The sequence below is a fragment of the Vibrio chanodichtyis genome (genome assembly GCF_028863985.1).
GTDB classification, from domain to species: domain Bacteria; phylum Pseudomonadota; class Gammaproteobacteria; order Enterobacterales; family Vibrionaceae; genus Vibrio; species Vibrio chanodichtyis.
On sequence record NZ_JARBFT010000001.1, the window covers coordinates 403097 to 429306 of the forward strand.

23 protein-coding genes are annotated in these 26210 nt (G+C 46.0%); 8 read left to right on the forward strand and 15 right to left on the reverse strand.

Going from position 1 to position 26210, the window contains the following annotated elements; translation table 11 throughout:
• Positions 1-55: 55 nt before the first annotated feature.
• A complete protein-coding gene (locus tag PUN32_RS01690) occupies positions 56-697 on the reverse strand; it encodes a YdcF family protein (protein WP_274721473.1) in 642 nt (213 codons plus the stop codon).
• A gap of 132 nt (positions 698-829) precedes the next feature.
• Positions 830-1063: a TIGR02647 family protein gene (locus tag PUN32_RS01695; RefSeq protein ID WP_274721474.1), complete on the reverse strand. Its 234-nt coding sequence runs from the start codon at positions 1061-1063 to the stop codon at positions 830-832.
• A gap of 303 nt (positions 1064-1366) precedes the next feature.
• Between PUN32_RS01695 and focA the strand changes: the two genes are divergently transcribed.
• The 3 genes from focA (at position 1367) to PUN32_RS01710 (ending at position 4002) form a co-directional block, all read left to right on the forward strand.
• Positions 1367-2209 carry a formate transporter FocA gene (focA, locus tag PUN32_RS01700; RefSeq protein WP_274721475.1) on the forward strand — a complete coding sequence of 281 codons (843 nt, stop codon included), beginning with the start codon at positions 1367-1369 and terminating at the stop codon, positions 2207-2209.
• 361 nt (positions 2210-2570) lie between these two features.
• The gene (locus tag PUN32_RS01705) at positions 2571-3476 is read left to right on the forward strand and encodes a manganese-dependent inorganic pyrophosphatase (protein WP_274721476.1); all 906 of its coding nucleotides are present in this window, start codon (positions 2571-2573) and stop codon (positions 3474-3476) included.
• A 136-nt stretch (positions 3477-3612) separates the two neighbouring features.
• On the forward strand, positions 3613-4002 hold the full coding sequence (locus tag PUN32_RS01710) for a DUF2750 domain-containing protein (RefSeq protein WP_166014865.1): 390 nt from the start codon (positions 3613-3615) through the stop codon (positions 4000-4002).
• A gap of 107 nt (positions 4003-4109) precedes the next feature.
• Here the strand turns inward: PUN32_RS01710 and PUN32_RS01715 are convergent, their stop codons facing one another.
• From PUN32_RS01715 to PUN32_RS01735, 5 genes are read right to left on the reverse strand one after another with little or no spacing between them, the layout of a single operon-like run.
• On the reverse strand, positions 4110-4898 hold the full coding sequence (locus tag PUN32_RS01715) for a peptide ABC transporter ATP-binding protein (RefSeq protein ID WP_166014866.1): 789 nt from the start codon (positions 4896-4898) through the stop codon (positions 4110-4112).
• Positions 4895-5890 (reverse strand): peptide ABC transporter ATP-binding protein, encoded by a 996-nt coding sequence (locus PUN32_RS01720; RefSeq protein ID WP_274721477.1) that lies wholly within the window; start codon positions 5888-5890, stop codon positions 4895-4897. The genes PUN32_RS01715 and PUN32_RS01720 overlap by 4 nt, the downstream gene beginning before the upstream one ends.
• A complete protein-coding gene (gene sapC, locus PUN32_RS01725) occupies positions 5890-6777 on the reverse strand; it encodes a putrescine export ABC transporter permease SapC (protein ID WP_274721478.1) in 888 nt (295 codons plus the stop codon). The genes PUN32_RS01720 and sapC overlap by 1 nt, the downstream gene beginning before the upstream one ends.
• Complete coding sequence (locus tag PUN32_RS01730) at positions 6764-7726, reverse strand: ABC transporter permease (protein ID WP_274721479.1); 963 nt, start codon at positions 7724-7726, stop codon at positions 6764-6766. The genes sapC and PUN32_RS01730 overlap by 14 nt, the downstream gene beginning before the upstream one ends.
• Complete coding sequence (locus PUN32_RS01735) at positions 7726-9348, reverse strand: ABC transporter substrate-binding protein (RefSeq protein WP_274721480.1); 1623 nt, start codon at positions 9346-9348, stop codon at positions 7726-7728. Before PUN32_RS01735 ends, PUN32_RS01730 begins: the two co-directional genes overlap by 1 nt.
• Before the next feature lie 370 nt (positions 9349-9718).
• Here PUN32_RS01735 and PUN32_RS01740 point away from each other — a divergent pair, with 370 nt between their 5' ends.
• Positions 9719-10315 (forward strand): DNA-3-methyladenine glycosylase I, encoded by a 597-nt coding sequence (locus PUN32_RS01740; RefSeq protein ID WP_406707936.1) that lies wholly within the window; start codon positions 9719-9721, stop codon positions 10313-10315.
• 84 nt (positions 10316-10399) lie between these two features.
• Here the strand turns inward: PUN32_RS01740 and PUN32_RS01745 are convergent, their stop codons facing one another.
• Both PUN32_RS01745 and cls read right to left on the reverse strand, forming a co-directional pair.
• A complete protein-coding gene (locus tag PUN32_RS01745) occupies positions 10400-11590 on the reverse strand; it encodes a cystathionine beta-lyase (RefSeq protein WP_274721482.1) in 1191 nt (396 codons plus the stop codon).
• Positions 11591-11670: 80 nt separating this feature from the next.
• Complete coding sequence (gene cls, locus PUN32_RS01750; RefSeq protein ID WP_274721483.1) at positions 11671-13125, reverse strand: cardiolipin synthase; 1455 nt, start codon at positions 13123-13125, stop codon at positions 11671-11673.
• Positions 13126-13406: 281 nt separating this feature from the next.
• Here cls and PUN32_RS01755 point away from each other — a divergent pair, with 281 nt between their 5' ends.
• Together PUN32_RS01755 and PUN32_RS01760 are read left to right on the forward strand one after the other, a co-directional pair.
• Positions 13407-14741, forward strand: coding sequence for a sodium-dependent transporter (locus tag PUN32_RS01755; protein WP_274721484.1), 1335 nt, complete (start codon positions 13407-13409; stop codon positions 14739-14741).
• 141 nt (positions 14742-14882) lie between these two features.
• Positions 14883-15626 carry a TIGR01621 family pseudouridine synthase gene (locus PUN32_RS01760; protein ID WP_274721485.1) on the forward strand — a complete coding sequence of 248 codons (744 nt, stop codon included), beginning with the start codon at positions 14883-14885 and terminating at the stop codon, positions 15624-15626.
• 116 nt (positions 15627-15742) lie between these two features.
• On the opposite strand, the gene PUN32_RS01765 is transcribed toward PUN32_RS01760, so the two are convergent.
• The 6 genes from PUN32_RS01765 to PUN32_RS01790 all read right to left on the reverse strand — a co-directional run bounded on the left by PUN32_RS01765 (position 15743) and on the right by PUN32_RS01790 (position 21160).
• On the reverse strand, positions 15743-16186 hold the full coding sequence (locus PUN32_RS01765) for an META domain-containing protein (RefSeq protein WP_274721486.1): 444 nt from the start codon (positions 16184-16186) through the stop codon (positions 15743-15745).
• Positions 16187-16310: 124 nt separating this feature from the next.
• Positions 16311-16526 carry a hypothetical protein gene (locus PUN32_RS01770; protein ID WP_274721487.1) on the reverse strand — a complete coding sequence of 72 codons (216 nt, stop codon included), beginning with the start codon at positions 16524-16526 and terminating at the stop codon, positions 16311-16313.
• Between the two features lie 163 nt (positions 16527-16689).
• Entirely contained in the window at positions 16690-17787 is a 1098-nt protein-coding gene (locus PUN32_RS01775; protein ID WP_274721488.1) for an ABC transporter permease, read from the reverse strand.
• Positions 17784-18710, reverse strand: a complete 927-nt coding sequence (locus PUN32_RS01780; protein WP_274721489.1) for an ABC transporter ATP-binding protein — start codon at positions 18708-18710, stop codon at positions 17784-17786. Before PUN32_RS01780 ends, PUN32_RS01775 begins: the two co-directional genes overlap by 4 nt.
• Positions 18711-18736: 26 nt before the next feature.
• Positions 18737-19687 carry an HlyD family secretion protein gene (locus PUN32_RS01785; protein WP_274721490.1) on the reverse strand — a complete coding sequence of 317 codons (951 nt, stop codon included), beginning with the start codon at positions 19685-19687 and terminating at the stop codon, positions 18737-18739.
• Positions 19688-19906: 219 nt separating this feature from the next.
• Positions 19907-21160 (reverse strand): aromatic amino acid transport family protein, encoded by a 1254-nt coding sequence (locus PUN32_RS01790; protein ID WP_274721491.1) that lies wholly within the window; start codon positions 21158-21160, stop codon positions 19907-19909.
• A 334-nt stretch (positions 21161-21494) separates the two neighbouring features.
• Here PUN32_RS01790 and PUN32_RS01795 point away from each other — a divergent pair, with 334 nt between their 5' ends.
• Positions 21495-22358, forward strand: coding sequence for a DMT family transporter (locus PUN32_RS01795; protein WP_274721492.1), 864 nt, complete (start codon positions 21495-21497; stop codon positions 22356-22358).
• Between the two features lie 418 nt (positions 22359-22776).
• On the forward strand, positions 22777-26208 hold the full coding sequence (locus tag PUN32_RS01800; protein ID WP_274721555.1) for an ATP-binding protein: 3432 nt from the start codon (positions 22777-22779) through the stop codon (positions 26206-26208).
• Positions 26209-26210: the final 2 nt, after the last annotated feature.

A 26210-nucleotide genomic window follows, 5' to 3' on the forward strand; every position in this document is an offset into this window, starting at 1 on the left:
GACGGCTATTGGTTACTTGAGATGTCAGCCATTCAAGCGGTAGGGTCAAGTTTGATTATTCAGCGTTGATTTTAAATGGCAACAGGGCTTGGTAGGCTTGCATGACTTGGGGCGAAATCGGCTGCTCGATTTGAAAACCTAAGACCGGATAGTCACGGATCCGCTCAAAATCCTCCAGCATGGCACTTAGCACCACATCACTGGTCAGTTCGTGGGTTAAATAGTCAAAAAAGCTTGTCGCGCTTGAGCTGACCTGCACACTATCAACCGGGTCTGGCCATTGCTGCATAAAAGTGGCATAAGCACGTCTTTCCATATACGGCTTGTGGAGCAATAAAATTCGTTTGGCGGGCTGTGATCGCTCGACTAATAATTGATGGCTAAAACGGATATTTTCACCACTGTTCGTAGATTGGGTTTCCAGCAATATAGCATGCGCTGGTACGCCAGCATCTTTGGCTATCGCGGCAAAGAGTTGCGCTTCTGGTTCGGAGAATACCCCTTGAGTAAAGCGGCCATAGCCACCGGAAAACAGCAGACATGGCGCTAGGCCTTGGTGATAGAGTTTGGCGGCATGTTCGGCAACGCGCAGATCATTACTGCCCAGCACAACGATCACATCGGCAGGCTCAATCGATTGATGCAGCTGCAAATAGTGCCATAGGATTTCAATCTGCTGATACAGTGGTTTACGCATGACGGCTTCTATCCTCCAAGCTGGGCAATAAGTGCTAATCGACGATAGTGGATAGTCGATTATCTCGTCAACCAGATGCAACAAACACAATGAGCGCATTCAGCGCTCATTAACAAACGGATTAGCGAGAGACTAAGCGTTTAATACGCGTAGGACTCGTTCAGCGTATTGGGCCATTTCGATCCCTTCGTCAGTTAGATAGCCACCATCGATTTGAGTGCATAACCCTTTGTTATACAAACGTACGACTGCGGTTTGCATCGCTTCAGAAGCATCGTTGCGGACTTTTATCCCTGTTGCTGCACTACTTAAATCAAATTGCAGCAGTAAATTAAGCTCATCGATATGCAGCGGAGTAAATTTCATAAGCGTTACCTTTTTAAGCGATTATTGCCGCAACAATAGGTTGCCGAGCAGCAAGCTGCAACATTGAGTAAGCAGAACTGTTAGCTGTACCCGATCTGGCGTTTTTTTCAGCACCTGATGCCATTTCTTTGCTACATCATGCCATTAAGATAAGCCGAATGGCTGGTCACCAACTGTGCTTGAATTGCAGAAAATTAAACCAAGCAAGATTTTGATTGAACATCGTAAATAGCCCTTGAATTAAAAAGGAAATAGAGCGATTATCCCGACCCTCTTTTGTTTGTGTTAAATTATCATCGTCCCATGAACCATAGCCAATTCGATTCTTTTCTGCCTCCGCAAATGGCCGAGCGTGCTGCCAATATCGGTGTCGAGAAAGCCAAAAAACCTGCGTATAAATCTTTTCTACTAGCCATTGCTGCTGGTATCCATATCGGTATTGCATTCGTGTTTTACACCTTAGTCACAACCGGTGGATACGATATGCCTTACGGTGTCACCAAATTACTCGGTGGGCTTGCTTTTAGCCTAGGGCTAATTTTGGTGGTGGTGACCGGCGGTGAACTGTTCACCAGTTCAGTGCTGATTTTAGTGGCCAAAGCGAGTGGTAAAATCTCGTGGAAGCAACTGGCCCGTAACTGGACAGTCGTCTATTTAGGTAATCTGTGTGGTGCGGTGATCTTAGTCATGATCATGCTCGCTACTCGTCAGTTTATGGAAGCGGGTGGTCAAGTTGGTTTAAATACCATGGCGATTGCTCAGCACAAATTGCATCACACATTTTTACAAGCTTTTGCATTGGGCCTGATGTGTAACATTTTGGTCTGTTTAGCGGTATGGATGACGTTTGGTGCGCGTTCACTGACCGATAAAGTTATGGTGATGATCCTGCCGGTGGCGATGTTTGTATCGTCAGGTTTTGAACACTGTATCGCTAACATGTTTCAGGTGCCGATGGCGATTGGCATTAAATACTTAGCGCCTGAAAGCTTTTGGGCGATGACGGGTGCCAATATTGCTAGTTATGCAGATTTGAATTTTGTTGATTTCATTATTAACAACTTGGTGCCTGTGACACTTGGCAACATTGTTGGTGGTGGCGTGTTTGTTGGTTTGTGGTACTGGCTGATTTATCTGAAAGATTGATCGATGGTATAAACTGACTTTTGTCACCCAAATCCCTGAGCTTGGCTTGGGGATTTTTTTAAGCCGATTTTGCGAATCGTGCTAGCGGAATGGTTTCGCGTTATCCACATTTTCTGTGGATAACTTGGGGTAAACGCCGTGAGTAACCTGAATCAACAAAATTATCTTAAAAATCTTGCACATTAGTTGTGCAGATGCATGTTGCTAGGGCGCTAGCTCGTCAAGCTTGTGATAAAATCCTCCCACGAACTCCCTCGATTGACGCCTGATAAATCTAACGAGATCTGGCGGTGGTTAACTCTGTTGTGGCATCAACCGGTAAGGCTATGCGCAACGACAAAAAGAAAAAGTAGGTAATAACATGATTTTAGTTGTAGGTCATAAGAATCCAGATAGTGACAGCATTTGCAGCGCATTAGTCGCCGCAGAGCTGTTGAAAGCCCGTGGTTTGGCGGCTAAAGCGGTACGCCAAGGAGAGATTAACCGTGAAACTCAGCACATTTTAAATGTGGCTGGCGTTGAACAGCCTGAGCTGTGCACTAGCGTGGCTGGTCAGCAGGTATGGCTGGTGGATTACAGCGATTTGGCTCAAGCTCCTGACGATCTTAACCAAGCTGAGATCTTGGGTATTGTTGATCACCATCGTTTGGGTGATGTGATGACTGTCAATCCGCTGGAAGCGTGGATTTGGCCGGTAGGTTGTACCAGCACTATCTTGTTCAACTTATTCAAGATGGAAAACACGCCGATCACCCGTCCATTGGCACTGCTGATGATGTCAGCGATTTTGTCTGATACTGTAGGTTTTGCCTCTCCAACTTGTACGCAAAAAGACCAAGATGCAGTTGCTGAATTGGCAGTCTTGGCAGGTGTGACGGATCTGGATGGCTTTATCAAAGCGCTGCTGATCGCCAAAACCGATATAGATGGTTTAAGCGCGGCACAACTGATTGAAAAAGATCTCAAAGCTTACCCATTCAATGGCCGCGATCTGGTGGTGGGCCAAATTGAGCTGGCAACCTTAGAGCAAGTCGCGGATATGATTGATGCGCTAGAAGCGGATCTGCAACGCCGTTGTGAGCAAGAGTCACTGGCGTTAGCTGCATTGATGCTGACCGATATCACCACCGCACAAACTCGTTTGCTGTTTAAAGGTGAGTGGGCTGAAAAGCTGACTAAACACCAACAAGATGGCGTGCTGATGATGGAAAACACCCTCAGCCGTAAAAAACAAGGTTGGCCTTGGCTGCAAACAGAGCTGGCGTGATCTTCGCTTCACGGTTAACATTTTACTAAAGTCACGCTCACGTCAGTTTGATGTGGGCGTTTTTTATTGCTGGGGGTAGGTGTTGGCCTGCCATTTTATCACTCACCAGAGTGGTTTATTTACATGGGGAAACCAAATGTCTAATCCATTAACCGCAGAGCAGATCGCGCTGATTAATCAATATGATCAAGAGCAGCGCTTTAATTACTGCTTAACAGAGATTGTTGCTCATCAGCAAGTGTGGATTTTAAAAGATGAGCATGGTTGTGTGATGCTCAATACTGATGAAGAAGATTGTGTTCCGGTATGGCCACAGCGCGAGTTTGCTCAAGCTTGGGCAACCGGTGAATGGGCGGAATGTAGCCCAGAAGCGATAGGGCTCAATAAATGGTTCAGCCGCTGGACTCAAGGTTTAGAGCAAGATGATTTGTCAGTGGTCGTCTTTCCTAATGATGATCAGGAAGGGGTGATTTTATTCCCGGATGAGTTTGATGTTGAGCTAAAAAAACGCGCTCATCGCCGCTAATGATTAGCAGACTTGAGCGATGTGGGCAGCCGTGCCGCATCGCTCATAATTCACGATTAACTTTGAGCAGTTAACGATTTAATCATTCACCGCTTAATCTTCTCTGCTTAATACTTAAACGTTGGCGCTTTGGTAAAGTGGCTTTCAATCATGCGCTGGGTGATCGGATGCTGTGGATCAGCCAACACTTCGTGGGTATTGCCCGATTCAACCACTTCACCTTCATGCATGACGATAATTTTGTCGGTAATGTGTTTGATCACGCCAATATGCTGTGACACATAGACAAACGACACCCCCATCTCTTCTTGTAGTTCCAAAAACAGATTGAGAATTTGTGAACGCATCGCCATATCCAAACCGTTTAACGCCTCATCGGCAATAATAATCGATGGCTGCAAAATCAGCGCACGGGCAAGACAAATCCGCTGTTTTTGCCCTGTAGCGAGCATCTGCGGGTAAAAATAGGCATGCTCAGGCAGTAAACCAACTCGTTGCAGGGTCTCTTTTACCCGACGCTGACGTGCTTCAGGAGGCATATTGGTGTTACGTTTCAGCGGCCCTTCTAAAATTGCGCCAATTTGTAGCCGTGGATTGAGTGAAGTGTTGGGATCTTGGAAAATCATCCGAATTAACTTACAGCGCGTCGCGTAATCTTTATGCTCTAATCGCTCGCCATTCACGCGGATTTCGCCACCGCTTGGCGCGACCATGCCGGCTAACATTCGGGCTAATGTGGATTTTCCTGAACCATTTTGTCCAATAAAACCAATGGTTTGTCCTGCTTCTAGCGTAAAGCTGACCGGTTTCACCGCGTGCTGGATTTGTTTGCGTAAAAAGCCAAAGCGAGTGACAAAGTCTTTATGCAGATCGATGACTTCTAACAGCGCACTCATTGTGGTGACTCCATATTGAGCGGGAAATGACAAGAAAACTTATGGTTTTTTATCCAGCGCGAATGGGGAACTTCGACGCATTGACGCTGTGCGTAAGGACAACGAGGCCCTAAACGGCAACCAATAGGTAAGTGTTGCAGTGGTGGAATCGATCCGGGCAGTGACTGAAATTTCTGCTTATGAGGGATCCAATCACTAAAATCGGGCATTGCTTTGAGTAGCGCCGCAGTATAAGGATGCTTGGGTTCGCTGACGAGTTTGGGCGTATCCGCTGATTCAACTGATTGACCGCAATACATCACTGTAATGCGATCCGCCCATTGAGTAATGGTGGTCAAGTCATGGCCGATCAATAAAATCGAGGTGCTGTTAACCTGATTCATGCGGCTCAATAAACGTAAAATTTGCGATTGGGTGATGGGGTCAACGTCGTTGGTTGGCTCATCGGCAATCAACAATTTAGGTTTAGCCGCAATTGCCATCGCAATCATCACTTTTTGACATTCACCATCAGTCAGCTCGTAAGGGTAACTGGACATAATGTCTTTGTGATCTTTAATCCCCACTTTGTGCAATAGGGCGATGGCCTGTTTTTTGCGCCAAGTAAAACGTTGCCACCAACGACCTTCAAAAGTGCGAAAGGGGATGGATTCAATTAACTGGTGACCGACTTCTTCGGAAGGATCGAGACAGGCTGACGGCTCTTGAAAAATCATCGCCACGTCTCGCGCAATCACGCGGCGGCGTTCACGCGGCGTCAGTTGCAGCAAATCAATATTACCCAGTCGCATCCGGTCGGCGGTAATACGCCAGTTTTCTTTGCAAATACCGACAATGGCTTTGGCGACTAAGCTTTTACCTGATCCGGACTCGCCGACCAAACCGCGAATCTCACCTTCATTCATGGTGAGGCTCATGCGATCCACCGCTTTAACCAGCCCTTGCGGCGTCTCAATTTCAATCGTCAGGTGACGAATATCAAGAATAGGCATTATTCGACTCCGGCATTGAGTGCTTGACGTATGCCATCACCCACTAGGTTAATCATCATGACCGTAAACATAATCGCTAAACCTGGCAGCATGACCGTCCACGGCGCGATATAGATCAGTTCAGCCGAATCGCCGAGCATCGCTCCCCATTCGGTACTGGGTGATTGTGCACCGAGTCCGAGGAAGCCAAGTGCGGTAATATCCAGAATTGCAATCGAAAGTGCCATGGTAATTTCAGCGACAATCACAGGCAGCACATTGGGTAAAATCGAATGCCAGAGCAGATAAAATTCATTGGCACCATCGAGGCGTGCTGCCATCACATAATCTTTCTCTATTTCATTGTGCACCGCAATATACACGGAACGGATAAAACGCGGGATCAGCGCAAGCCCAATCGCAAGTAGGATATTGAATTCACCAGCGCCGAGAAAAGCCACAAAAATGATCGCCAATAACAGTGAAGGGATCGACATGACGGTATCAAGTAGATGATTGAGTGTGCTAGACAGCAAACCGTTGGTCATGCCCGCTAATGCGCCTATACCGCCGCCAATCAGAGTGGCAAGCAAAGTGATCAGCACCGCAGCACCGATACTGAGTAGTGAGCCGTCGATCAAACGCGAGAGAATATCACGCCCGAGATCATCAGTACCGAGGAAATAATCCACCGTCCCACTTGGTTCCCATGAGGGGGGAAGTAGCAACACGTTGGAGTGCATTTGCGGATCATAGGGGGTAATCCAAGGTGACAAAACTGTGACTAGGGTGATTAACAGCAGTGACCATAAGCCAAACATCGCCAGATTGTTAGCGCGAAAGCTGCGCCAAAAGCGCTCGAACTGGGTTGGAATGAGCTCTTCTTGATAGATATTACCGTTTGACATACCACTCTTTCCTTACCAAAGGGTTAGCAACGGCGCCAATCAAATCGGATACAATATTTGCCGTTAATACCAACACACCGACGACGATCACACCAGCTTGAATCGACATAAAATCACGATTGGCTAACGCATCGAGTAACCAACGTCCAATCCCTGGCCAATTGAAAATTGATTCGGTAATGATCGCTAAGGTGAGCATACTTGAAAGCTGTACACCAAATTTAGGGATCATTGGAGGAATCGCATTACGTAATACATGCTGGGTGATGATTTTATAATTGGATAAGCCACGAATTTTCGCTACACGGATGTAGTTTTGGCTGATCACATCAGCCACCGAGGCGCGCATTTGCCCGATGACTTGGGTGGTCGGAGCCAGAGCCAACACTAAACAGGGCAGGATCAAATGCTCAATCACGCTTTGTAGCGCTTGGCCGCGATAGGCCGATTTTGACAAAAAGGCATCAATCAGTGCAAAACCAGTGATCGGCTCGATTTGATACAGTAAGTCATAGCGTCCGGCCACGGGCAACACTTGGAAATTAAGGGAAAACACCATGATCATCATCAGCGCTAGCCAGACAAGCGGCGCTGAATAACCGGCCATCGAAATGAATGAAATGATGGTATCTAACCATTTGCCTTGCCGCACTCCTGCCAGTGTACCGACGGGAATACCGATCAGCAGCGACATAATAAAAGCGATGCTACACAGTTCCAGGGTTGCAGGGAACACTGTGGTGAGTTCATTGATGATTGGCACGCCGGATTTGTTGAGCCCAAAATTGAGATCCATCAACTGCACCAAGTAGATTGACCAGCCTTGCCAAAAATGGAACAAATTCCAAGGTGACTGAGGGTCCAATCTGGCGAGCTGGTAACCGATTAGAGTTAATATCAGCAAGGTAATGATAAACAGATTAAATTTTCGTACTGTATAGACGAACATTATTCGGTTACCCTCTCAACGGTATTAAATGGCAGTACATTGAAGGGACTCAAATGTACTCCTGTGAGCGATTGATGATAGGCGATAAACGGTATGCCATGAGTGAGCGGAATGACCGGAAACTCTTGGTTGAGCAGATGTTGCGCCTGATGATAAAGGTTTAAGCGATAACGCGGGTTATTGGCTTCGCGAGCTAAGTCTAGTAGCTCATCGAAGTCGTCATTACACCACATTGCCACATTGAGTCCAGCTTGATTGGAATCGCATGAGAGCAAAGGGCGTAAAAAATTATCGGGATCGCCATTGTCTGCTGTCCAACCGGTTAAGAACAGGTCGATATTAGGCCGTTCACTTAATGCCTGATATTCCGAACGCTCTTCATTGATTAAGCGCAGCTTGATACCAATATCCGCCAAATTGGCTTGGATAAGCTCTGCCGTTTTACTCGGGCTCGGATTGTAGGCTTTTGGCGTCGGTGGGACGAGTAGCGTTAACTCCAATCCAGTCGCAAATCCGGCTTCGCGCAGTAACGCCAGCGCATAATTACGATCGTAACGAATTTGTACTGCATCTTGCTGGTAAGCCCACGAGGTGGGAGGCAAGATGGTAAAAGCGATACTGCCAGTACCGTAGTAGACGGAATCTAAAATATTTTGTCGATTGATGGCAAAATTCAGTGCTTTACGCACTCGGCTATCACGTAGCGCTGGATGTTGGGTCTTGACCGCAATAAAAGCCACATTCATGGCCGGAGTGGTGGTGAGGGTGATGGTTTGATTTTTTTCAATCGCAGGCAGATGGCTTGAAATCGGCGCTTGCAGCACATCGCATTCATTGCGCAGCAGTTTGGCCAGCATGCCAGTGCCACGCTGTGAAATATCAAACACCACTTGCTCAAGTTTGGCAACCCCATTCCAATAGCCTGTATGGCGTTTTAAACGAACCAAATCACGGGCGTGGTATTCGGCTAGATAAAATGGACCACTACCAACGGGTTGCGTATCCAATTGGTTTTTTTCATCATTAATGAGCAGTTGGTTAGCGTATTCTTGGGAGAGGATCACCGCATGGGTGGTGGCAATATTGGATAAAAAACTATTATCAGCATGGCGTAGAACAAACTTTACCGTTAGGTCATCGAGTGCAATAACATCCAGTAGTAGATCTTGAAAATCAATGCGTTGAAACCAAGGATACTGAACTTGATCTAGCGTGTGGTAAGGATGGCTAGGGTCGATAATTCGCTTAAAACTGAACACCACATCATCGGCATTGAGGGGACGTGTTGGTGTAAACCAAGCTGTGGTTTGAAATGTCACATCTGGGCGTAGCGTAAAGATATACTCAGTATGGCTGGGATTTACAGTCCATTGCTTGGCCAAGCTGGCTTTTGGCAAATGCGTATCGGGGTCAATAGTGAGTAAGGTATCATACAACTGCGGACTGAGCGCGTGTGAGGTAATATCGTTTTCTACCAATTGTGGGTTAAAGGTGCTTGGTGCACTTTCACCACAATAGACAAAACCGCTACTGTGAATGTCACGGTGATCGATGTTTTCTCCACAGCCAGCCAGCAAACTGGTGCTGCACAGTGCTAGGGTAAATCGTATAAATGCATTCATAGTGATTGGAGTCAGTCGCGAGGCGAGCGCTGTCAGCCTCAAAATCCGGTTAATCTACCATTGTTTTTAGGGCGAAACCAATTGAAAAGGCGCATTTGCTGCCGATTGCTCAATTGTATGGCAGTTATTTTCACGGCTGTTCAGCCAGTGTTTTCTGATCACGCCTCGACATTGATGATAGCTTAGAGCTGGCCATTGTGCGGCCTGACTTTGGTTAAATTCAGCTGAGCAGAGTGCATGAATCAATATCGCGCTGCGGTTAAGCGGTAAAGTTGTATTGTTGAGTGATAACACAAAGAGTGGTGGATTCTAGACGGATAAGTCAGCAGTGAAATCCATCGAATAATAGGATTAATCATGGAGAGCGATGATGAGTAGTGCGGAACCGATTTGTGCATGGGCAATTCACCACCCGTTAGAGCGTGCTTATCACGATCACGAGTGGGGGATTGCGGTCCATGATGATACGCAATTATTTGAGTTTCTCACCTTGGAAGGCGCACAGGCAGGGCTCAGTTGGCTGACGGTTTTGAAAAAGCGCGACAGTTATCGCCAAGCCTTTGCGGGTTATGATTTATCGTGTTTGGCTCAGTGTGATGAGAGCGATGTTGCCCCGATCATCGCCAATTTTGATGTCATCAAACATCGCGGCAAAATTGCCTCGGTATTTTCCAATGCGCAAGCCGCATTAGCTTTGCAGCAAGAGTTTGGCTCACTCGATGCGGCGTTATGGCAGTTTGTTGATGGCCAGCCAATCATCAACCATTGGCAGAGTATGCGTGAAGTGCCAACTTCAACCCCACAATCCAAAGCCATGAGTCAATTTCTCAAACAACGTGGTTTTAAGTTTGTCGGAGAAACCATTTGCTATGCCTTTATGCAGGCTTGCGGCTTGGTTAATGACCATTTGGTCAGTTGTCCGCAACATACGCGGGTAAGCCACCGTCAATCCCGCGGCAGTCAGTGAAAGTATTATTAGTGGAAAGTGTTATGAGTGAAAATATCAGCACTGATGCGGCTTAAGTGATATTTAAGCCGCATTATTGCTCGTTTATTGATTCAGGATCTGCTGGTAGCGAGTCAAACCTGCTTGCAAATCGGCGATCAAATCTTCGGGATCTTCGAGTCCGATATGCACACGGATCAAGGTGCCGGGCAGTTGTGGATCCGCCACTGAGCGCAATGAGGCAAAAGCGCTGGGTTCGTGCGCTAAAATCAAGCTTTCGAAGCCGCCCCACGAAAAGCCCATCCTAAAATGGTGCATACCATCGAGCAGTGCCGTGGTCGCTTGCGGATGAGTGGTTTTTAAAACAAACGAGAACAATCCGTTACTGCCTTGGAAATCTCGCTCAAAAAACGCATGTCCCGGACAGGTAGTCAATGCCGGATGGCGTACATGATCCACTGCTGGCTGTGCTTGTAACCATTTGGCAATTTGTAGGCTGTTCTGTTGATGTTGACGCATGCGCACATCCAGTGTGCGTAAGCCGCGCATCGCCATATACACATCATCTGGCGAGGCGTATTGTCCCATCAGATAACTGTGTTCTCGCAATTGCGCCCAGCATTTCTGATTGGCGACCGCCGTGCCGAGCATCACATCGGAGTGGCCAACAATGTATTTGGTCGCCGCTTGAATCGAAATATCCACCCCATGTTCAAACGGCGAAAATAATAGACCTGCTGCCCAAGTGTTATCTAGCATCACCACGATATCGTGCTGGTGAGCAATGCGCGCTAGTGTAGGAATATCTTGTACTTCCATGGTCAATGAACCCGGCGATTCAGTAAACAGCACTTTGGTATTGGGTTGGATCAGTTCACGGATCGCTTCGCCAATCATCGGGTGGTAGTAGGTGGTGCTGACCCCTAGTTTTTTGAGGACTTTTTCGCAAAAGTCGCGAGTTGGTTCGTAACAGGTATCGACCATCAAAATATGATCACCTTGAGCAACGAACGACAAAATCGCATTGCTGATCGCGGCGGCTCCACAAGGGTAGAGTGCACAACCGACACCGCCTTCGATTTCAACCATGGCTTCTTGAAAAGCAAAATGGGTAGTGGTGCCCCGACGGCCGTAAAATAAGCTGTGATTGGCACGATCTAAAGTGGCTTGATGTTTGTGCGCCACACTATCAAAGATCACGGTGGATGCGCGTTGTACGGGAGGATTGACCACGCCAAGCGTCCATTTTTTGTTACGTCCCGCATTGACGAGACGGGTTTTGTTTCCTTGTGACATCGGCTGTCCTTGTCTGATTTTATCAAAGATAATTTAAATTAGGCTCGTTCCATCGAATCGCAAGCCTAGGCGCTGCAAAATTATAGGAGTGGATTAAACAGATAAAACACACGCTCGAAAAATCGGTTGTGCCAAGGGCGTTGTTGCCACTCGGGGCTGATCACACAATCGGATTGGCTAATGTATTGCTGCTGTAGCCAATCCATTTGTTGTGTAAATTCAATATCATCCACCGCCAAAGTCAGTTCGAAATTCAGCCATAAGCTGCGCATATCTAAATTCACGGTACCGACTAAGCAAAATTGCTGATCAATCACGACCGATTTGGTATGCAATAAGCCGCCATCAAATTCATAGATCAGCACACCAGCTTCGAGTAACTCACTATAAAATGCTCGCGATGCCCACTGTACCATCAGTGAATCATTTTTTTTCGGAATGATAATCTCGACCTTGATCCCGCGTTGAGCAGTCATTTTTAAGGTCGCCAACAAATCGGCACTCGGCACAAAATATGGAGTAGTAATACAGACCGACTGATTCGCTTGGTTGATAGCTAAGGTGAGCACCTGAGAAATTAAATTTTCTGGCATGCCGGGGCCTGAGGGTACCACTTGGATTGGGTGATCCGGTTGGCGGGGCTCGATAGGACACTCTGGGCTGTTGGGGAGTTTACGTGAACCGGTTTCGACTTCCCAATCCCAACAATGAATCGCGGAGAGAACATTGACGGTGGGACCGGTGATGCGCACCATAATGTCAACCCATTGGCCGACACCGGAATTTTGTTTGAAGTAAGCCGGATCAACCATATTCATTGAGCCGGTGTAGGCAATTTTATCATCAATCACAATGATCTTACGGTGTTGGCGCAAATCTAAGCGGCGCAGGAAAATCCGCCAAGGACTGACTTCTAACGCTTGTACCACTTCAATGCCAGCGTCACGCATGATGGCGAGCCAAGGACTACGGAAAAAACGCGGGCTACCCGCAGAGTCGAGTAACAGCTTGACATCCACCCCACGTTTGGCCGCTTGAATTAATGCTTCCGCTACTGCGTCGGCTAAGCCACCGGGGTGCCAGATATAAAACACCATGCGAATTTGAAATTGGGCGCGTTGAATATCATCAATCACGGCATGGAGGATTTCATGCGGCGAATTGAGGAGTGATAAGGTATTGCCGCTTAATGCAGGAATACCCATGCGGTTATTGCACAGATCATCAATTCGCGCGATATGCGCCCCCATACCTTCGTGAACATGGGCTTGGCAATCATTTAGCGAGCGAAACCAGTCGCCAAACGGGGCAAACATCTCTTTGGCGCGTTCTGCTCTTTTGCGGCCAAGATTGAGTTCACCAAACAGGAAATAGCAAAACACGCCCACGATGGGAAGGATATAGATCACCATCAGCCAAGCCAGTGATACGCTGACGGCGCGTCGTTTGAGAACCACACGTATTGTGACACCTGCCACGAGTAACCAGTAGACAGCAATGCTGAGCAGTGTCAGGAAGTGATAAACCTTGTCCATGCGGATCCGATCATCAAGCAAAATTTAGTCATTGATAGTAAAGCCAAAGCATAGGAGAAGAAAGAGAAGAGTGTAAGATGACGGCTTTTGGTGAAGAAATAAACAAATGCACTAGAAAAGCACACTTCTAGTAGCAAAATAGACCGTTTGGGCTTCCAATCTTATTCTTAAACTGATTTACTTGCCATCCCACGAGGCTTAGTGAATATGCGATTGGGTGTAATTTTATTTTTACACTTGTTAGTGACTGTTCAGACAAACACAATTAATTGGTAGCAAATATGGCAAGTAGTTCTAGAGGTCAGTTTACCTCTCGATTCGGTTTTATTATGGCCGCAGCAGGTTCTGCGGTGGGGCTAGGTAACGTATGGGGATTTCCAACCCAAGCCGCGAGTAATGGTGGTGCCGTATTTCTGTTGGTCTATCTATGTATGGTGTTTTTACTGGCTTACCCAATGCTGGTGGCGGAGTTAACCATTGGTCGCTATGGGCAATCTAACCCGATCCGAGCATTTCGTGCCGTATGGCCAAAGGGCAAATTTTGTGCCATTTTACTCGGTATCGCGGGCATGATAGTGGTGTCGCTGATTTTGAGTTTTTATGCCATTGTGGCTGGCTGGCTGGTCGGTTCACTGTTTGGCGGTGGTTTAACTCTGCTTGGCGCAGAGAGTGCCAGCCAATGGCTAACCACTTTTAGCACTGAACGAAACCTGATTTTGATGGTGGCATTTATGGCGTTAACCATGTTTGTGGTGCGCAATGGTGTTGCCAATGGTATTGAAAAATGGTCGACCCGTTTAATGCCACTGTTGTTTATTTTGTTTGGTTTACTTACGGTGTACATTTTTACTCAGCTCGGAGCTATTGACGGACTGAAAATGTACTTAGTACCGGATATTAGCCACTTCACGCCAGGCGTAGTGGTCAATGCGATGGGGCAAGCCTTTTTCTCTTTGTCACTCGGTGTTTGTGTGATGACCACCTATGGCTCATACCTGAATAAAAATACCAACATACCGAAAACTGCGGCGCAAGTAGCCTTAATTGATACCAGTGTGGCGTTTATCGCCGGTTTAATGGTGTTACCGGCGATGTTTGTGGCCAAAAATAATGGCGTTGAGATTTTTTCTGCCTCGGGTGAGCTGCTTAACTCTGACACTTTAGTCTTTACTGTGCTGCCTGCTATGTTTGACAGCATGGGGGCTATCGGTGGTGTGATCGGGATGATCTTCTTCTTATTGATGATTATCGCCGCGCTCACTTCATCGATTTCGATGTTGGAAGTTCCAGTCGCTTGCGCAGTGGAAGAGTTACAGCAAAAACGTACTACCGCAGTGCTGTGGATTGGCAGCTTAGTCATGCTCATTTCAGGGGGGATTGTGCTGAATTTCTCGAGCATGTTTGGCTTTGTGATTGAGCTGACGACGGTTTATTCACAACCAATCATTGCGTTGCTGATCACTTTAATCGCAGGCTGGATTTGGAATCGTCACCAGATCCTCTCTGAGTTGCAGCAAGGTTACCCAGAGATAGCCAACAGCTGGTTTTGGAAGATTTGGCCTTGGTATGTGCGCTTAGTATGCCCAATCTTGATGCTGATGGTGTTCTTTGCCTAATCAGTCACCCTACCAACGTTAGATAAAGCCGCCTTTGTGCGGCTTTTTACTGCCATCGTTAAACCCACGTCGATGCGTGTGATTATTGGTTGGTGGAGCGAGGCTTTGCAGTATAATCGCGCCGTAAAGTGAGGCGTATTTATGTTTGATATTCTGTTTACCCATCCCGATTTTTTGTTGATCAACAAACACCCTAATGTGTCAGTGCATAAAGATGATGGCGATACTATGTTGCTGCAAGAGGTGGCTGAGCGCAGCGGGGATCGCCAGCTGTACTTAGTGCATCGGTTAGACAAAATGACCTCCGGCATTTTATTGCTGGCACGTAATGCCGCCGCGGCAAGCGAGCTTGCACAAGGTTTCGCCCAGCGTAAGGTTGCAAAATTTTATCTCGCCATTGGCAGTAAAAAGCCGAAGAAAAAACAGGGTTTGATTAGCGGTGATATGCAGCGTTCGCGTCGTTCAGCTTGGATGCTTCTCAACTCTCAGCATAATCCGGCGGTCACCCAATTTTTTTCTGCCTCTGCCACTCAGGGAGAGCGACTATTTTTGTGTAAACCTCATACCGGTAAAACGCACCAAATACGGGTAGCATTAAAATCGATTGGCTCCGCAATTGTCGGTGATCCGATTTATAACGCTGGGCAGACTGCTGATCGCGGTTATCTACACGCCTTTGCACTGCGTTTTACTTATCAAGGTGAGGCTTACCAATGGCTGTGCGATCCGCGTCAGTTTGCACATCTTGGTGATAAATGGCAGCAGCCAGAAGTGAGTCAAACACTCGATGGATGGTTAACGCCATGGGACTTAGCTTGGCCGGAGCTAAAACTAGGTTCCTCGCGCGTTAAGGCTGAAATCTGCCCGATAAAATCCAACCCTTAGTTTGCTTGTATGAGGTTTGGCTCGGGAGAAACAATAACGGCAGCCATTGGCTGCCGTTAAACATAAAGCTATCAATATATGAATACACAATACCAGAAATGGCCATCAACCGAAAATCAGTTCACCCAATCACGCAGGGTAAATGTCAGGGTATGGACATCATTTTTCAGCGTCAAAGTCTGGTTGGTTAAGGTGATGGTGCTCCAATCGCTTAAGGTTTTTGATACCATTTGCTCAGTATCCATCATCTCAGGCAGACACATTTTCATGGTCATGCCCATTTTCTCAATTCGAAATTGATTATCCTTGAGCTCGGCTTTGCCAAAGAAGTTGTTACAGCCCGCATTACCACTGGCCATCATTTGTTCGCCAATTTCTAAACGTGGTGCTTGATGCTGTTCATCTTTCGTCACATCTTTACCATCAATTTGCACCAGTTGCCAATTGTGATGTTGAAGATCTTGAACGGTAATCTGTTGATGATTATTGTTGCTCGCACAAGCACTGATTAGCACAGGCAGGGTGATTGCGGCGAGTAATGATTTGGAACTAAAATTCATAATATTCACTCCGAGGCTGGAAATTGGCACAGTATAATCAATAAAACACTGTTCTTGTCAGTATCCGGTGATGTTGTCTATGAAAATTTGAACCTAGTCGCTTTATTGAACGGTGTTCACTGGATTACGCTGACCACGAATCACTCACCCAGCCACCTACGTGATCATCGTAGTGATTGCCAGCAAATTTGTGCGGTTGCTTGGCACTCGGCTTTTTAACTTGATGCATCACTTCATAGATATAACGGGCCATCGGATCACTGCAATTGTCCACTTGCTGTTTACGCAGGGCGACTTGTTTAATCATGTTCAGACGATAGTTTTTACTGCTGCGTTTCATTGGCAAACCTCCGTTTTTTGATCGACGAATTAAAAACCTAGAACTCACTCGCTCTATCGTCAATGATGATTTGCCGTACATTTTCTAATGGAATTTAAGCGTGTGATTAGGCTATCCCTTTCATAATATTCAGTTCAATAACGCAGTTTGCCCAATTTGGGGCTTAATCGAGCGATTTTTTAAAGCGTAATGATGCAATCACTAATCCAAACAAAGTGAATAGCGCTAACCAGAGGGTATCGCGCCATAAATCGATTAAGTCCGCGCCGCGTAATACAATTCCACGGATCAAACGCATAAAGTGGGTGGCTGGTAAGATTTCGGCGATCCATTGCGCCGCAATAGGCATTCCTTCATAGGGAAAAACAAATCCGGAAAGCAGAATCGAAGGCAGTAAAATAAACACTGTCATCTGCATGGCTTGCAATTGGGTTATGGCGATGGTTGAAATCACTAAACCTAGAGTTAGGCTGGCACAGATAAACAGCAGAGTGCCCAATAAAATCTGGCTTAACGAACCATTGATCGGCACAGCAAAGATCATGTGTCCTAAGCCGAGAATTATCGCTACTTGGATCAGCCCAATAAAAATGTAAGGTACGATTTTACCGATCATCAGTTCAATAGAATGTACTGGTGTTGTGATCAGTAGCTCTAGATTACCGCGCTCCCGTTCGCGCACAATCGCTGCGCTAGTAAATAAAATCATGGTCATGGTTAAAATAACCCCGAGCAGACCAGGCACAATATTAACCGCGGAACGGCGGCTAGGATTATAGAGTAAGGTCATTTGAAAAGTGGGGGTGCTTGGTGATGTTAACATGCGCGCAGAGTCGCTAACCGGCATATTTTTTAACCCAGATAACGCACTGGCGATCATGGTATCTGAGCCATCAACTAACCATTGGCCGAGTTCTCGTTGCTGTTGGCTACGGGTTGATAAATCTTTAGGCAAGATCAGAGCCGCGCGAATTTCACCGCTTTCGATCGCTTGTTCTGCTGCTGTTACCGTGAGGTAGGCCTGTTTCACGGTCACCACTTGAGTGACTTTAACCGATTCGACCAACCAACGGCCAAAGGTTGAATGGCTTTGATCGACGATACCAATCGGAATATTGCGCACATCGGTGTTGATGGCAAATCCAAACAGCAGTAGCTGAATTAATGGGATCATCACTACCATGCCGAAAGTCAGGCGATCGCGGGCGAGTTGACGAAATTCTTTGAGGAGTACAGCTTTAATCCGAAATAGGCTGTTCATTGACGCCCCTTACCGGTGACGGTGACAAACACGTCCTCTAGACTCGGGCGTGCTAGGGTTAACTCGGCGTTGGTTAAGTAGGGGATAGTGCTGCGTAGCCATCCAATAGGCTCACTGATTTGGTGATCGATCAAGACGCGTAAGCGAATGCCCAATTGAGCGGCTGAACGAACCGGCGCTAAGCTCAGCAAGTGTTGTTTTAAGTGACGAAGTTCCGGTGCTTTAATTTCGATCACGTTGACGCCCATCTGTTGCATCAATTTTTCTGGCTCACCATCTGCGCGAATTTCACCAGCTTCCATTATGGCTAAACGATGGCAGCGTTCCGCTTCATCCATATAGTGCGTCGTCACTAAAATGGTGGTACCCAGTGCTGAGAGATCAAACAGCTGTTCCCAAAACTCTCGGCGGTTTTCTGGATCAACCGCTGAAGTCGGTTCATCCAGAAACAACAATTCAGGATGATGCATGGTGGCCGCCGCCAGAGCCAAACGCTGCTTTTGTCCACCACTCATGCCCGATACGCGCTGTTTACTGCGCTGATCTAATCCATAGGTTTTGAGCTGGATTTGGGTACGCTGCTTAAGCTGTAGGCGGTTCATACCGAAAATTTGGCCGATAAATTGCAAATTCTCTTCGATGGTCAGATCGTCATACAGTGAAAACTTTTGGGTCATGTAGCCAATTTTTAGACGTAACCGCTCAGATTGTTTGGGAATCGATAATCCAAGCACATTCACTTGCCCCGAAGTAGGTTGCAGCAAACCAGTTAACACGCGGATCATGGTTGATTTACCACAGCCATTGGGACCTAAAAAACCGTAAATGCTACCACGTTCAACGTTGAGATTAATGTTATCTATCGCCGTGAATGCGCCAAATCGTTTAACCACCTGTTCAGCGCAGATTGCGTAATCGCTCATCAAGGCTCCTTAGCGTAAATTGCTCCTTAGGGTAAATCGACTTGTGCCGCTAGACCGGAAGGTAGTTGGTGGGCGGAGATTGGTAAATCGACTTCAGCGAGAAACATTAAGCGTGAGCGCTCTTGCTCGGTTAGGGCGTAATAGGGCGTAAAGCTTGGCTCATTAGCAATCCAGCGCACTTGGCCTTGTAACGCCTCGTGGATCCCATCGACATGTACCGTTACGCTCTGACCGACCGCAAATCGTGCCAGTGCAGTTTGTGGCACATAGACTCGTGCATAAGGCGTACGATCTGCTTGTACTATTGCCACTACTGCATCACTGTTGACCCGCTCACCAACCTGGTAGGGCAAACTATCAAGGATCCCATCACGAGTTGCGATGATGGTTAATTCCTCCAGCAGGTGTTGTTGCAGCGCGACATTCGCTTGCGCCGCCGCTAGCTCGGCTGTGGCTTGCTCAATATCTTCCATGCGAGCCCCTGCGGTCAATTTGCTCAACTCTTCGTGGGCAGAAGCTCGTTCGGCATGAGCTGAATCACGGGCAGCGCGCGCACTATCAAGTTCAGACTGACTGATCGAGCGCTTAGTGAGTAATTCAGTTTTGCGGGTTAAGGTAATTTCTGCCTCTTGATAGAAAGCTTGGGCCTTGGCGACGCGAGCCTTGGCGGCGGCAATATCTTCTAGCCGTTCACCATGGATGAGTTTATTGAGCGCAGCTTGGGCTTTTGTTTGCTCAGCAAGTGCTTGGTTGAGCAAAATCGATTGTCTACGGTTATCAAGCTTAAGCAAAATATCACCGGTTTTGACAGGGGCACCTTGTGCTAAGGGTTGCGCTCGGATCCACTCACTACTGGTGGCGCGAAAAGTGATGCGATCACGTTCCAAGGTGCCTAACGCTTGGGGTGGGGTATCCGGTGAGCAAGCTGTTAGCAGTAGTAGCGGGCATAATGTGGTAATGGTCAGAAATCGATTCATTGTTTCACCATCTACTCTTTAATCATTAACTTGAGTGTAGGTGGTGTGAAAAGCACTATGCTCGGATTTTGCGCAACTTTGTGATCGATCTTTGTGAACGATTGAGCTCGATTTATGCCATCAAAATCTGGTGCGATAAAATTCGGCTCCCTGATGGGAGCCGTTGAGTGAGCCGAAGCGAGGGTTTAGCTCAATCGATGAGTGAGCGAAATAAACACTTTAACCCAATAAGCTGTACAGCAGAGCAGATACGGCCAGTAGACCAATCAACAAGACAAACAAGGTACTGATATGTTTTTGGTACTGGCGCAATGCTGGGACTTTAAATACCGCGATCATCGGCATGATAAACAGAATCATCGCGATGACCGGGCCAGACAGCGCTTCCATCATCCCTAGAATGCTCGGGTTGATGATGGCGGCAATCCAAATAGTGATAAACAGAAAGGCGATGGTGATCCTCTCAGCCAAGCGCAGTGACACGCGGCAGTTTTTAGTGAGTAGCCCCGATAAGCTTTCACGAGCACCAAGGAAATGGCCTAAGAAAGATGAGGTAATCGCAATAAAAGCGACCAATGGGCCTAGTGTGGCGATAAATGGGTTATCGGTGACGTTGGCCAGATAAGTCAGCACTGAAACATTTTGTGCTTTGGCTTGTTGCAGCGCTTGTGGCGACAATGCCAGCACACAAGAGATGACAAACAGCAGCACAAACAGAATCAATATCACGCTGGTGTTACGCAAAATTTGTTCGGATTTGTATTCAGCCTGTGAACCATAATGACGGCGCTGAATATTGGCAAAGCTTGAAATGGCCGCGGCATGGCTGAAAGAGAACACTACCACCGGGATCGCCAGCCACACGGTGTGCAAAAATGTACTGGTTGGCGGAAAATCCCAGCTTGGCATTGACCAATAAGGAATTAAATACAGCGAAAGTAGCGCGAGAATCGCCGCGAGCGGGTAGACCATCACCGCAAAAGTGCGCAGCATAATTTTTTCACCACTGAGCATAATCGCGATTAAAGCAAATACCAGTACCCCAGACAGTAGGGCGCGTGGCGGTGATACCATTTCTGCTTGATTGACTAAAAAGCTATCCACAGTGTTGGTCAAGCCAACGCCATAGATCAGCAAAATCGGAAAAATCGATAGAAAATAGAGCAGCGAGATTAAACGTCCGGCATTTTGACCAAAATGCTCTTCCACCACATCGGTAAAATCGGCATTAGGACGTCGCGATGAAAGCACAAAGCGCGCCAGCCCACGGTGTGATAAATAGGTCATTGGGAACGCTAATAGCGCCATCAGAACCAAAGGCCAAAAACCGCCTAAACCAATATTGATCGGTAAGAATAAAATGCCGGCTCCGACTGCGGTACCGAATAGGCTCAGCAGCCAATAGGTGTCGTGTTGGGTCCATTGTGCGGTCTGTTCAGCACTAAAATGGGTTACTTCCTGAGAGTCTTTCACTAAAAAATCACTTATCTAAAAATAATAATGTGGCGGATCCTACTCCTATTAGTTGTTATGATCATTTTGTGATACTGGTGATAAGCACTGCCATTTTGTCTTGCTGTTAGTTTTCAAATTGTGAAAATTTTCAAAAGTTGGATAATTGTTCTTTATTCTTGGTTTGATTCTGGTTTTTAATGCTAAAAAATCATATTTTTTAGTAAGTTTGATTGTTTGCTTGGTTTTTGTACAAACACTAGGGTAAGGAGACTAAACAGGGTATCGATACTGGTATGCAGCATCGATTTAGCGCACAATCAGCCCCACGACTCACCGATTGAATAAGCGATTAATGCGTACACGTTTTCCCGCTGAGCTACTGCTAGTTGTTACCACCTTGTTGGCCGCTGGTGGTTGGGTTTTCTCCAAGCAAGCCATTCAAGAGCTTCCCCCTTTTGGTTTTATTGGCTTGCGCTTTGTTGCCGCCTCACTTTGCTTGCTACCATTTTGTTTTTCAGCATTAAAACAAGCTTCACGTCAGGCGTGTCTACAATCGATCGGGGTTGGCTTGTTACTGGCAATTTCACTGTTTTGTTGGATCCATGCCATTTCGCTCAGCGCTACCTTAGGTGAAGGCGCATTTATTATGAGCCTGTCGATGCTGTTTGTACCATTGCTAGCTTGGCCTATTTTTGGTCAGCGCCCGATCCGCGCGTTTTGGCTTTCGTTGCCCGTTGCCGTGATAGGGCTATTTCTATTAGCTTGGAATGGTACATGGCAATTTGCGGCGAATCAGCTATGGTTTTTAGCCGCTTCTTGTTGCTTGGCACTGCACTTTAATTTTAATAGCCGCTTCTCTAGCCAACTGCCGCCAATGCTATTGACCACGCTACAATTGTTCACTACAGGATGTTTAGGCATCACTTTATCCTGGTTCACCGAGAGCTGGCCGACAACCGTGAGTATGATCACTTGGCAATGGTTTGCACTGAGTGTGCTATTGGCGACCAGTTTGCGCTATTTACTGCAAACCATCGGCCAGAAAAGCGCGAACCCAACCAATGCCGCACTACTAATGCTGCTTGAGCCAGTATGGACTTTAGTACTGAGTGTGGTGATTTATCATGAAAGCATGCCGTTTAATAAGTTGCTTGGCTGTGGATTCTTATTAGTCTCTTTACTGTTCTACCGGTTGGGTTTATTAAGATTACGTTAGTGATTATTGTTCTGATGAGTTAGAGCGATAACAGAAAAGCAGCGCCAGATAGCTTAAATTCAAGATGAGCTTGTTAATTACAATTAGCATTGCTGGCTAATGCATTTTTTGCGATTTATTGGTTTTTATTATTTGTAGGAAAATTCTTGCAAGGCATTCTATATTCTTAAATTAATTCAATTTACTTTCAAGCTTTTCAAATAATACCATTTGCTCATTTTATGACTATTACATTATGATGTTGGATATAAATGTGATCCCTGCCATAGGTTGGTAATAGTTGAAACGATATTTCTTTACATTGTTGTTAAGTCTTTTTGTGACAACTGCAGTTGCTGCAGACTACCTAGACCCTAGTGAGCGCGAGTATCTCAAAAATAAATCTACAATTACTATCGCGGCGCTGACGGACGTATGGATGCCTTATTGGGGTGGTTCTGTGCAAGCTCCGATAGGGATTGAACATGATTTTGCCTCGGCTCTTGCCCAAAAGCTCGGGGTTGCAATTGATTATAAAGAATTTAATTCCGTAGAAGCCGTACTCAATGCGGTGAAGATGGGCCATGCCGACATGGTGATAGGTTTTGCACAAACACCAGAGCGGGAAGGTGAATTTTTATTTTCTGAACCATTATATGAAAATTTACTGGTAATCTGGTTACGCGAAAACAGTATGGCAGAAAGACCATTTGAAAGTTTAAGATGGGTTTGTATTAAAGGTACGTCGTATTGTGAAATGCTAAAAAAACGCGGCTATCCGAATACGATTATCGCGCCTAATTACACCAGTTCAGTACAAATGATCCGCCAAGGTGTAGCCGATGCGACGATTACTAATTACGTTTCATTAAATCATTTTTTAAGCCAAAATAGTTTTGCTTTAGGCAAGGTTATTTTTGAACCGGAATTAGGTTCGCAAATTAATCGTGTGTTAGTTAATATTGATGAGCCATTATTGCTTTCTGCGATAAATAAAGTGATAGAAGCAGATAAAAATGGATTGACACAGAATAAATTAAATTCGGCTGATATTTATTTTCTTAATGATCAAGAAAATTTAAAAATCTTACGTAATAAGACAGTGGATTCTATTGTTCGTTATACCGTTCAGGATGATTTTTTTCCGATATCCTATTGGGATGAAAAAGAGAAAAAATACAAAGGTTATATACACGATATAATAGAAAGGATGGAATCTAAAAGTATCTTAAAATTTGAATTTGTTCCTGCTTATGGTCGAGATGTCGATGAGCTGTTGCGGCTTGGTCAAGTGGATTTAGTGCCATTTTATAATATGGACTATATCGATGCGCGTGATTTTATTCACACGGGGAAATATACCCAAATTGAATTTGGCTATATTAAAACTACCAAGCCTTATACTACACAAATTACGGGTATTCTTGATCGCTCCGGAAAGTTTAATCTCCAGCTCGCTAATCAAATGGATTTGGCGAATATTAAAATTTACCGCACACTGAATGAATTAGAGCAGGCATTAAATAGTGGTCAAGTGACGCATGGTTTACTGAATAATGTATTGATTAATCAGATGTTGATTGATGGAAATCAAGATTCATTCACACTGGTATCGCCGACCTCTAGCCAAAATCTGAGTGCCGATATTACGATGTTGGTTGGTAAGGATGCATACGGTTTACAAAGTATGCTGCAAAAGCTATTGGCGACCTTTAGTCAAGCAGAAATTAATGCACTTAAAGCCAATTACGATCGTGTGACGGTACATTTGGGTTACGACAAACAGCAAGTGCTAATTTCCGGTTTGGTGATTTTATGTATTGTGCTGAGTTTCGGTCTTATACTAACTATTTCTCTTTATCATATGCGTATAAAATTACGTAGCTCAGAGCAAGTAGCCCAATTATCATTCGGTCAATTACGCTGGTTGATGGTGTTACTTGATGCGATCCCGAATATGATTTTTATTTCCGATCAAAAAGGGGAAGTGATATTAGCTAATGCAGCTTACCGAAACAGTTACCAAACCTGCTGTAATAATGCGTGTATACAGCAACGACCAGAATGCGCTTTTATAGGTTTACCTCCAGAGGTAGATGCTGAATATTCGATGGTTATTCAAGTACCAGAGACAAACTGCTCCATCGGTGGATGCCATTTTCATGTCATGCGGCGGGCGATTTATCATCCGATCAGTCAGCAGCAAGTGTATTTGACCCTATTTAACGATATTTCTGAACTCAAACAAACTGAGCAGGCACTGCGTGATTCTAGTCAACAAGCGTTGCAGGCAGTAGAAGCACGTAACCATTTTATGGCGGTAATTAGCCATGAATTGCGTACCCCGATTGCGGCGATGCTTGGCTTGATGGAATTACTTGCTGATCGCTTAAAAAATAGTGAGAGTCAATTACTATTGACTAATGCGATCAGCTCGGCTGAGCGATTAAATTCGCACGTCAATGATATTCTGGATTTTTCTAAAATTGAGGCACAGCAATTACAACTCGATATTGCCCAATACAATTTAGCTGATGAGCTTGGGCCTTTATTACGTGGCTTTGAAGCCAGTGCTAAAATCAAACAAGTTGAGTTTGAAGTAATTTGGGCTCCTAGTGCATTATTATTGGTCAATTTCGATGCATTACGTTTTAACCAAATTGTAACCAATCTACTTTCTAATGCACTCAAGTTTACCGAGCAAGGGCGGGTAGTGGTCAAAGTTGAGGTGGCCGATCAACACCTTAGTATAGTGGTAGAAGATACTGGTTGTGGCATGACCCAAGCTCAAATTGAGTCAATTTTTGTGCCCTTTGTACAGGCTGATAGTACAATTACTCGCCGATTTGGCGGCACAGGGTTAGGGATGTCGATAGTCTCGAACTTGATTGAACTGATGCAGGGCAATATTGAGATTCATAGCCAATTAGGCCAAGGGACTCAAATCCGAGTCACTTTGCCAGTGCCCGTTGCACCCTGTGACGAATTCCAACATCAAGTTCTGGCAATCTCGCACCGCTCACCTTATCTGTTGTGGGCTCAAGTATTAGGTATTCGAGTTGCAGGTAGTCAGTATTGGGTTGAAAAAAGTAGCCATAATATTTACCCAGACCTCTTGCTTAACAAGGTTCGAGCCACGATGAATTCGATCGGTGAACAATCTGAATCCACTCAGCTACAAGGTCACATTTTAGTTGCCGATGATGATCCCATTAACCGTTTATTGATGAGAAAGCAGTTAAGCCAACTAGGCATTAGCGCAACCTTAGTCAGCGATGGTCGCCAAGCATTCGACAAGCTCGCCGCACACCCCGAGCAGTATGATTTATTGATTACTGACTGCCACATGCCAGAGTTGGATGGTTTTAGCTTGACCCGCAAAGTCAAACAAGAGATCCCTCAATTCCAAGGGGTTGTGATTGGTTGTACCGCGGAAGATTCGCGTTTGGCGGCCGAGCAGGCTGAGCAGTCGGGTATGGATAAAGTGATTTATAAGCCGTACAGCTTGATGACTCTGAGAGAAACCTTGAGCCTTTATTTGACAACTCAAGTGGTGGGTGTTGTAGCTAGCGCGTGGTTAGAGGCCTATGAGCCGGATGAACAGCAAGAGATGGCATCGGTGGTGGTAGATTCTTTTACTCAGGACATAGCATTATTGAATCAAGCTGACTGTGATGTTAAAGCGCTTGCGCACCGGATTAAAGGCGCGGCGGGAGCTTTGCAACTATCACAACTGGCAGAACTCGCAAAAACCGTGGAAAAACAAAACTCACCACAACAACTGGTGGTAGATAAACAGCAATTGATCAATGCCATGTATGAAGTCGTCGAGCAGGCACAGCAGTGGCTTAATCAGCATCAGAGCGAATAACG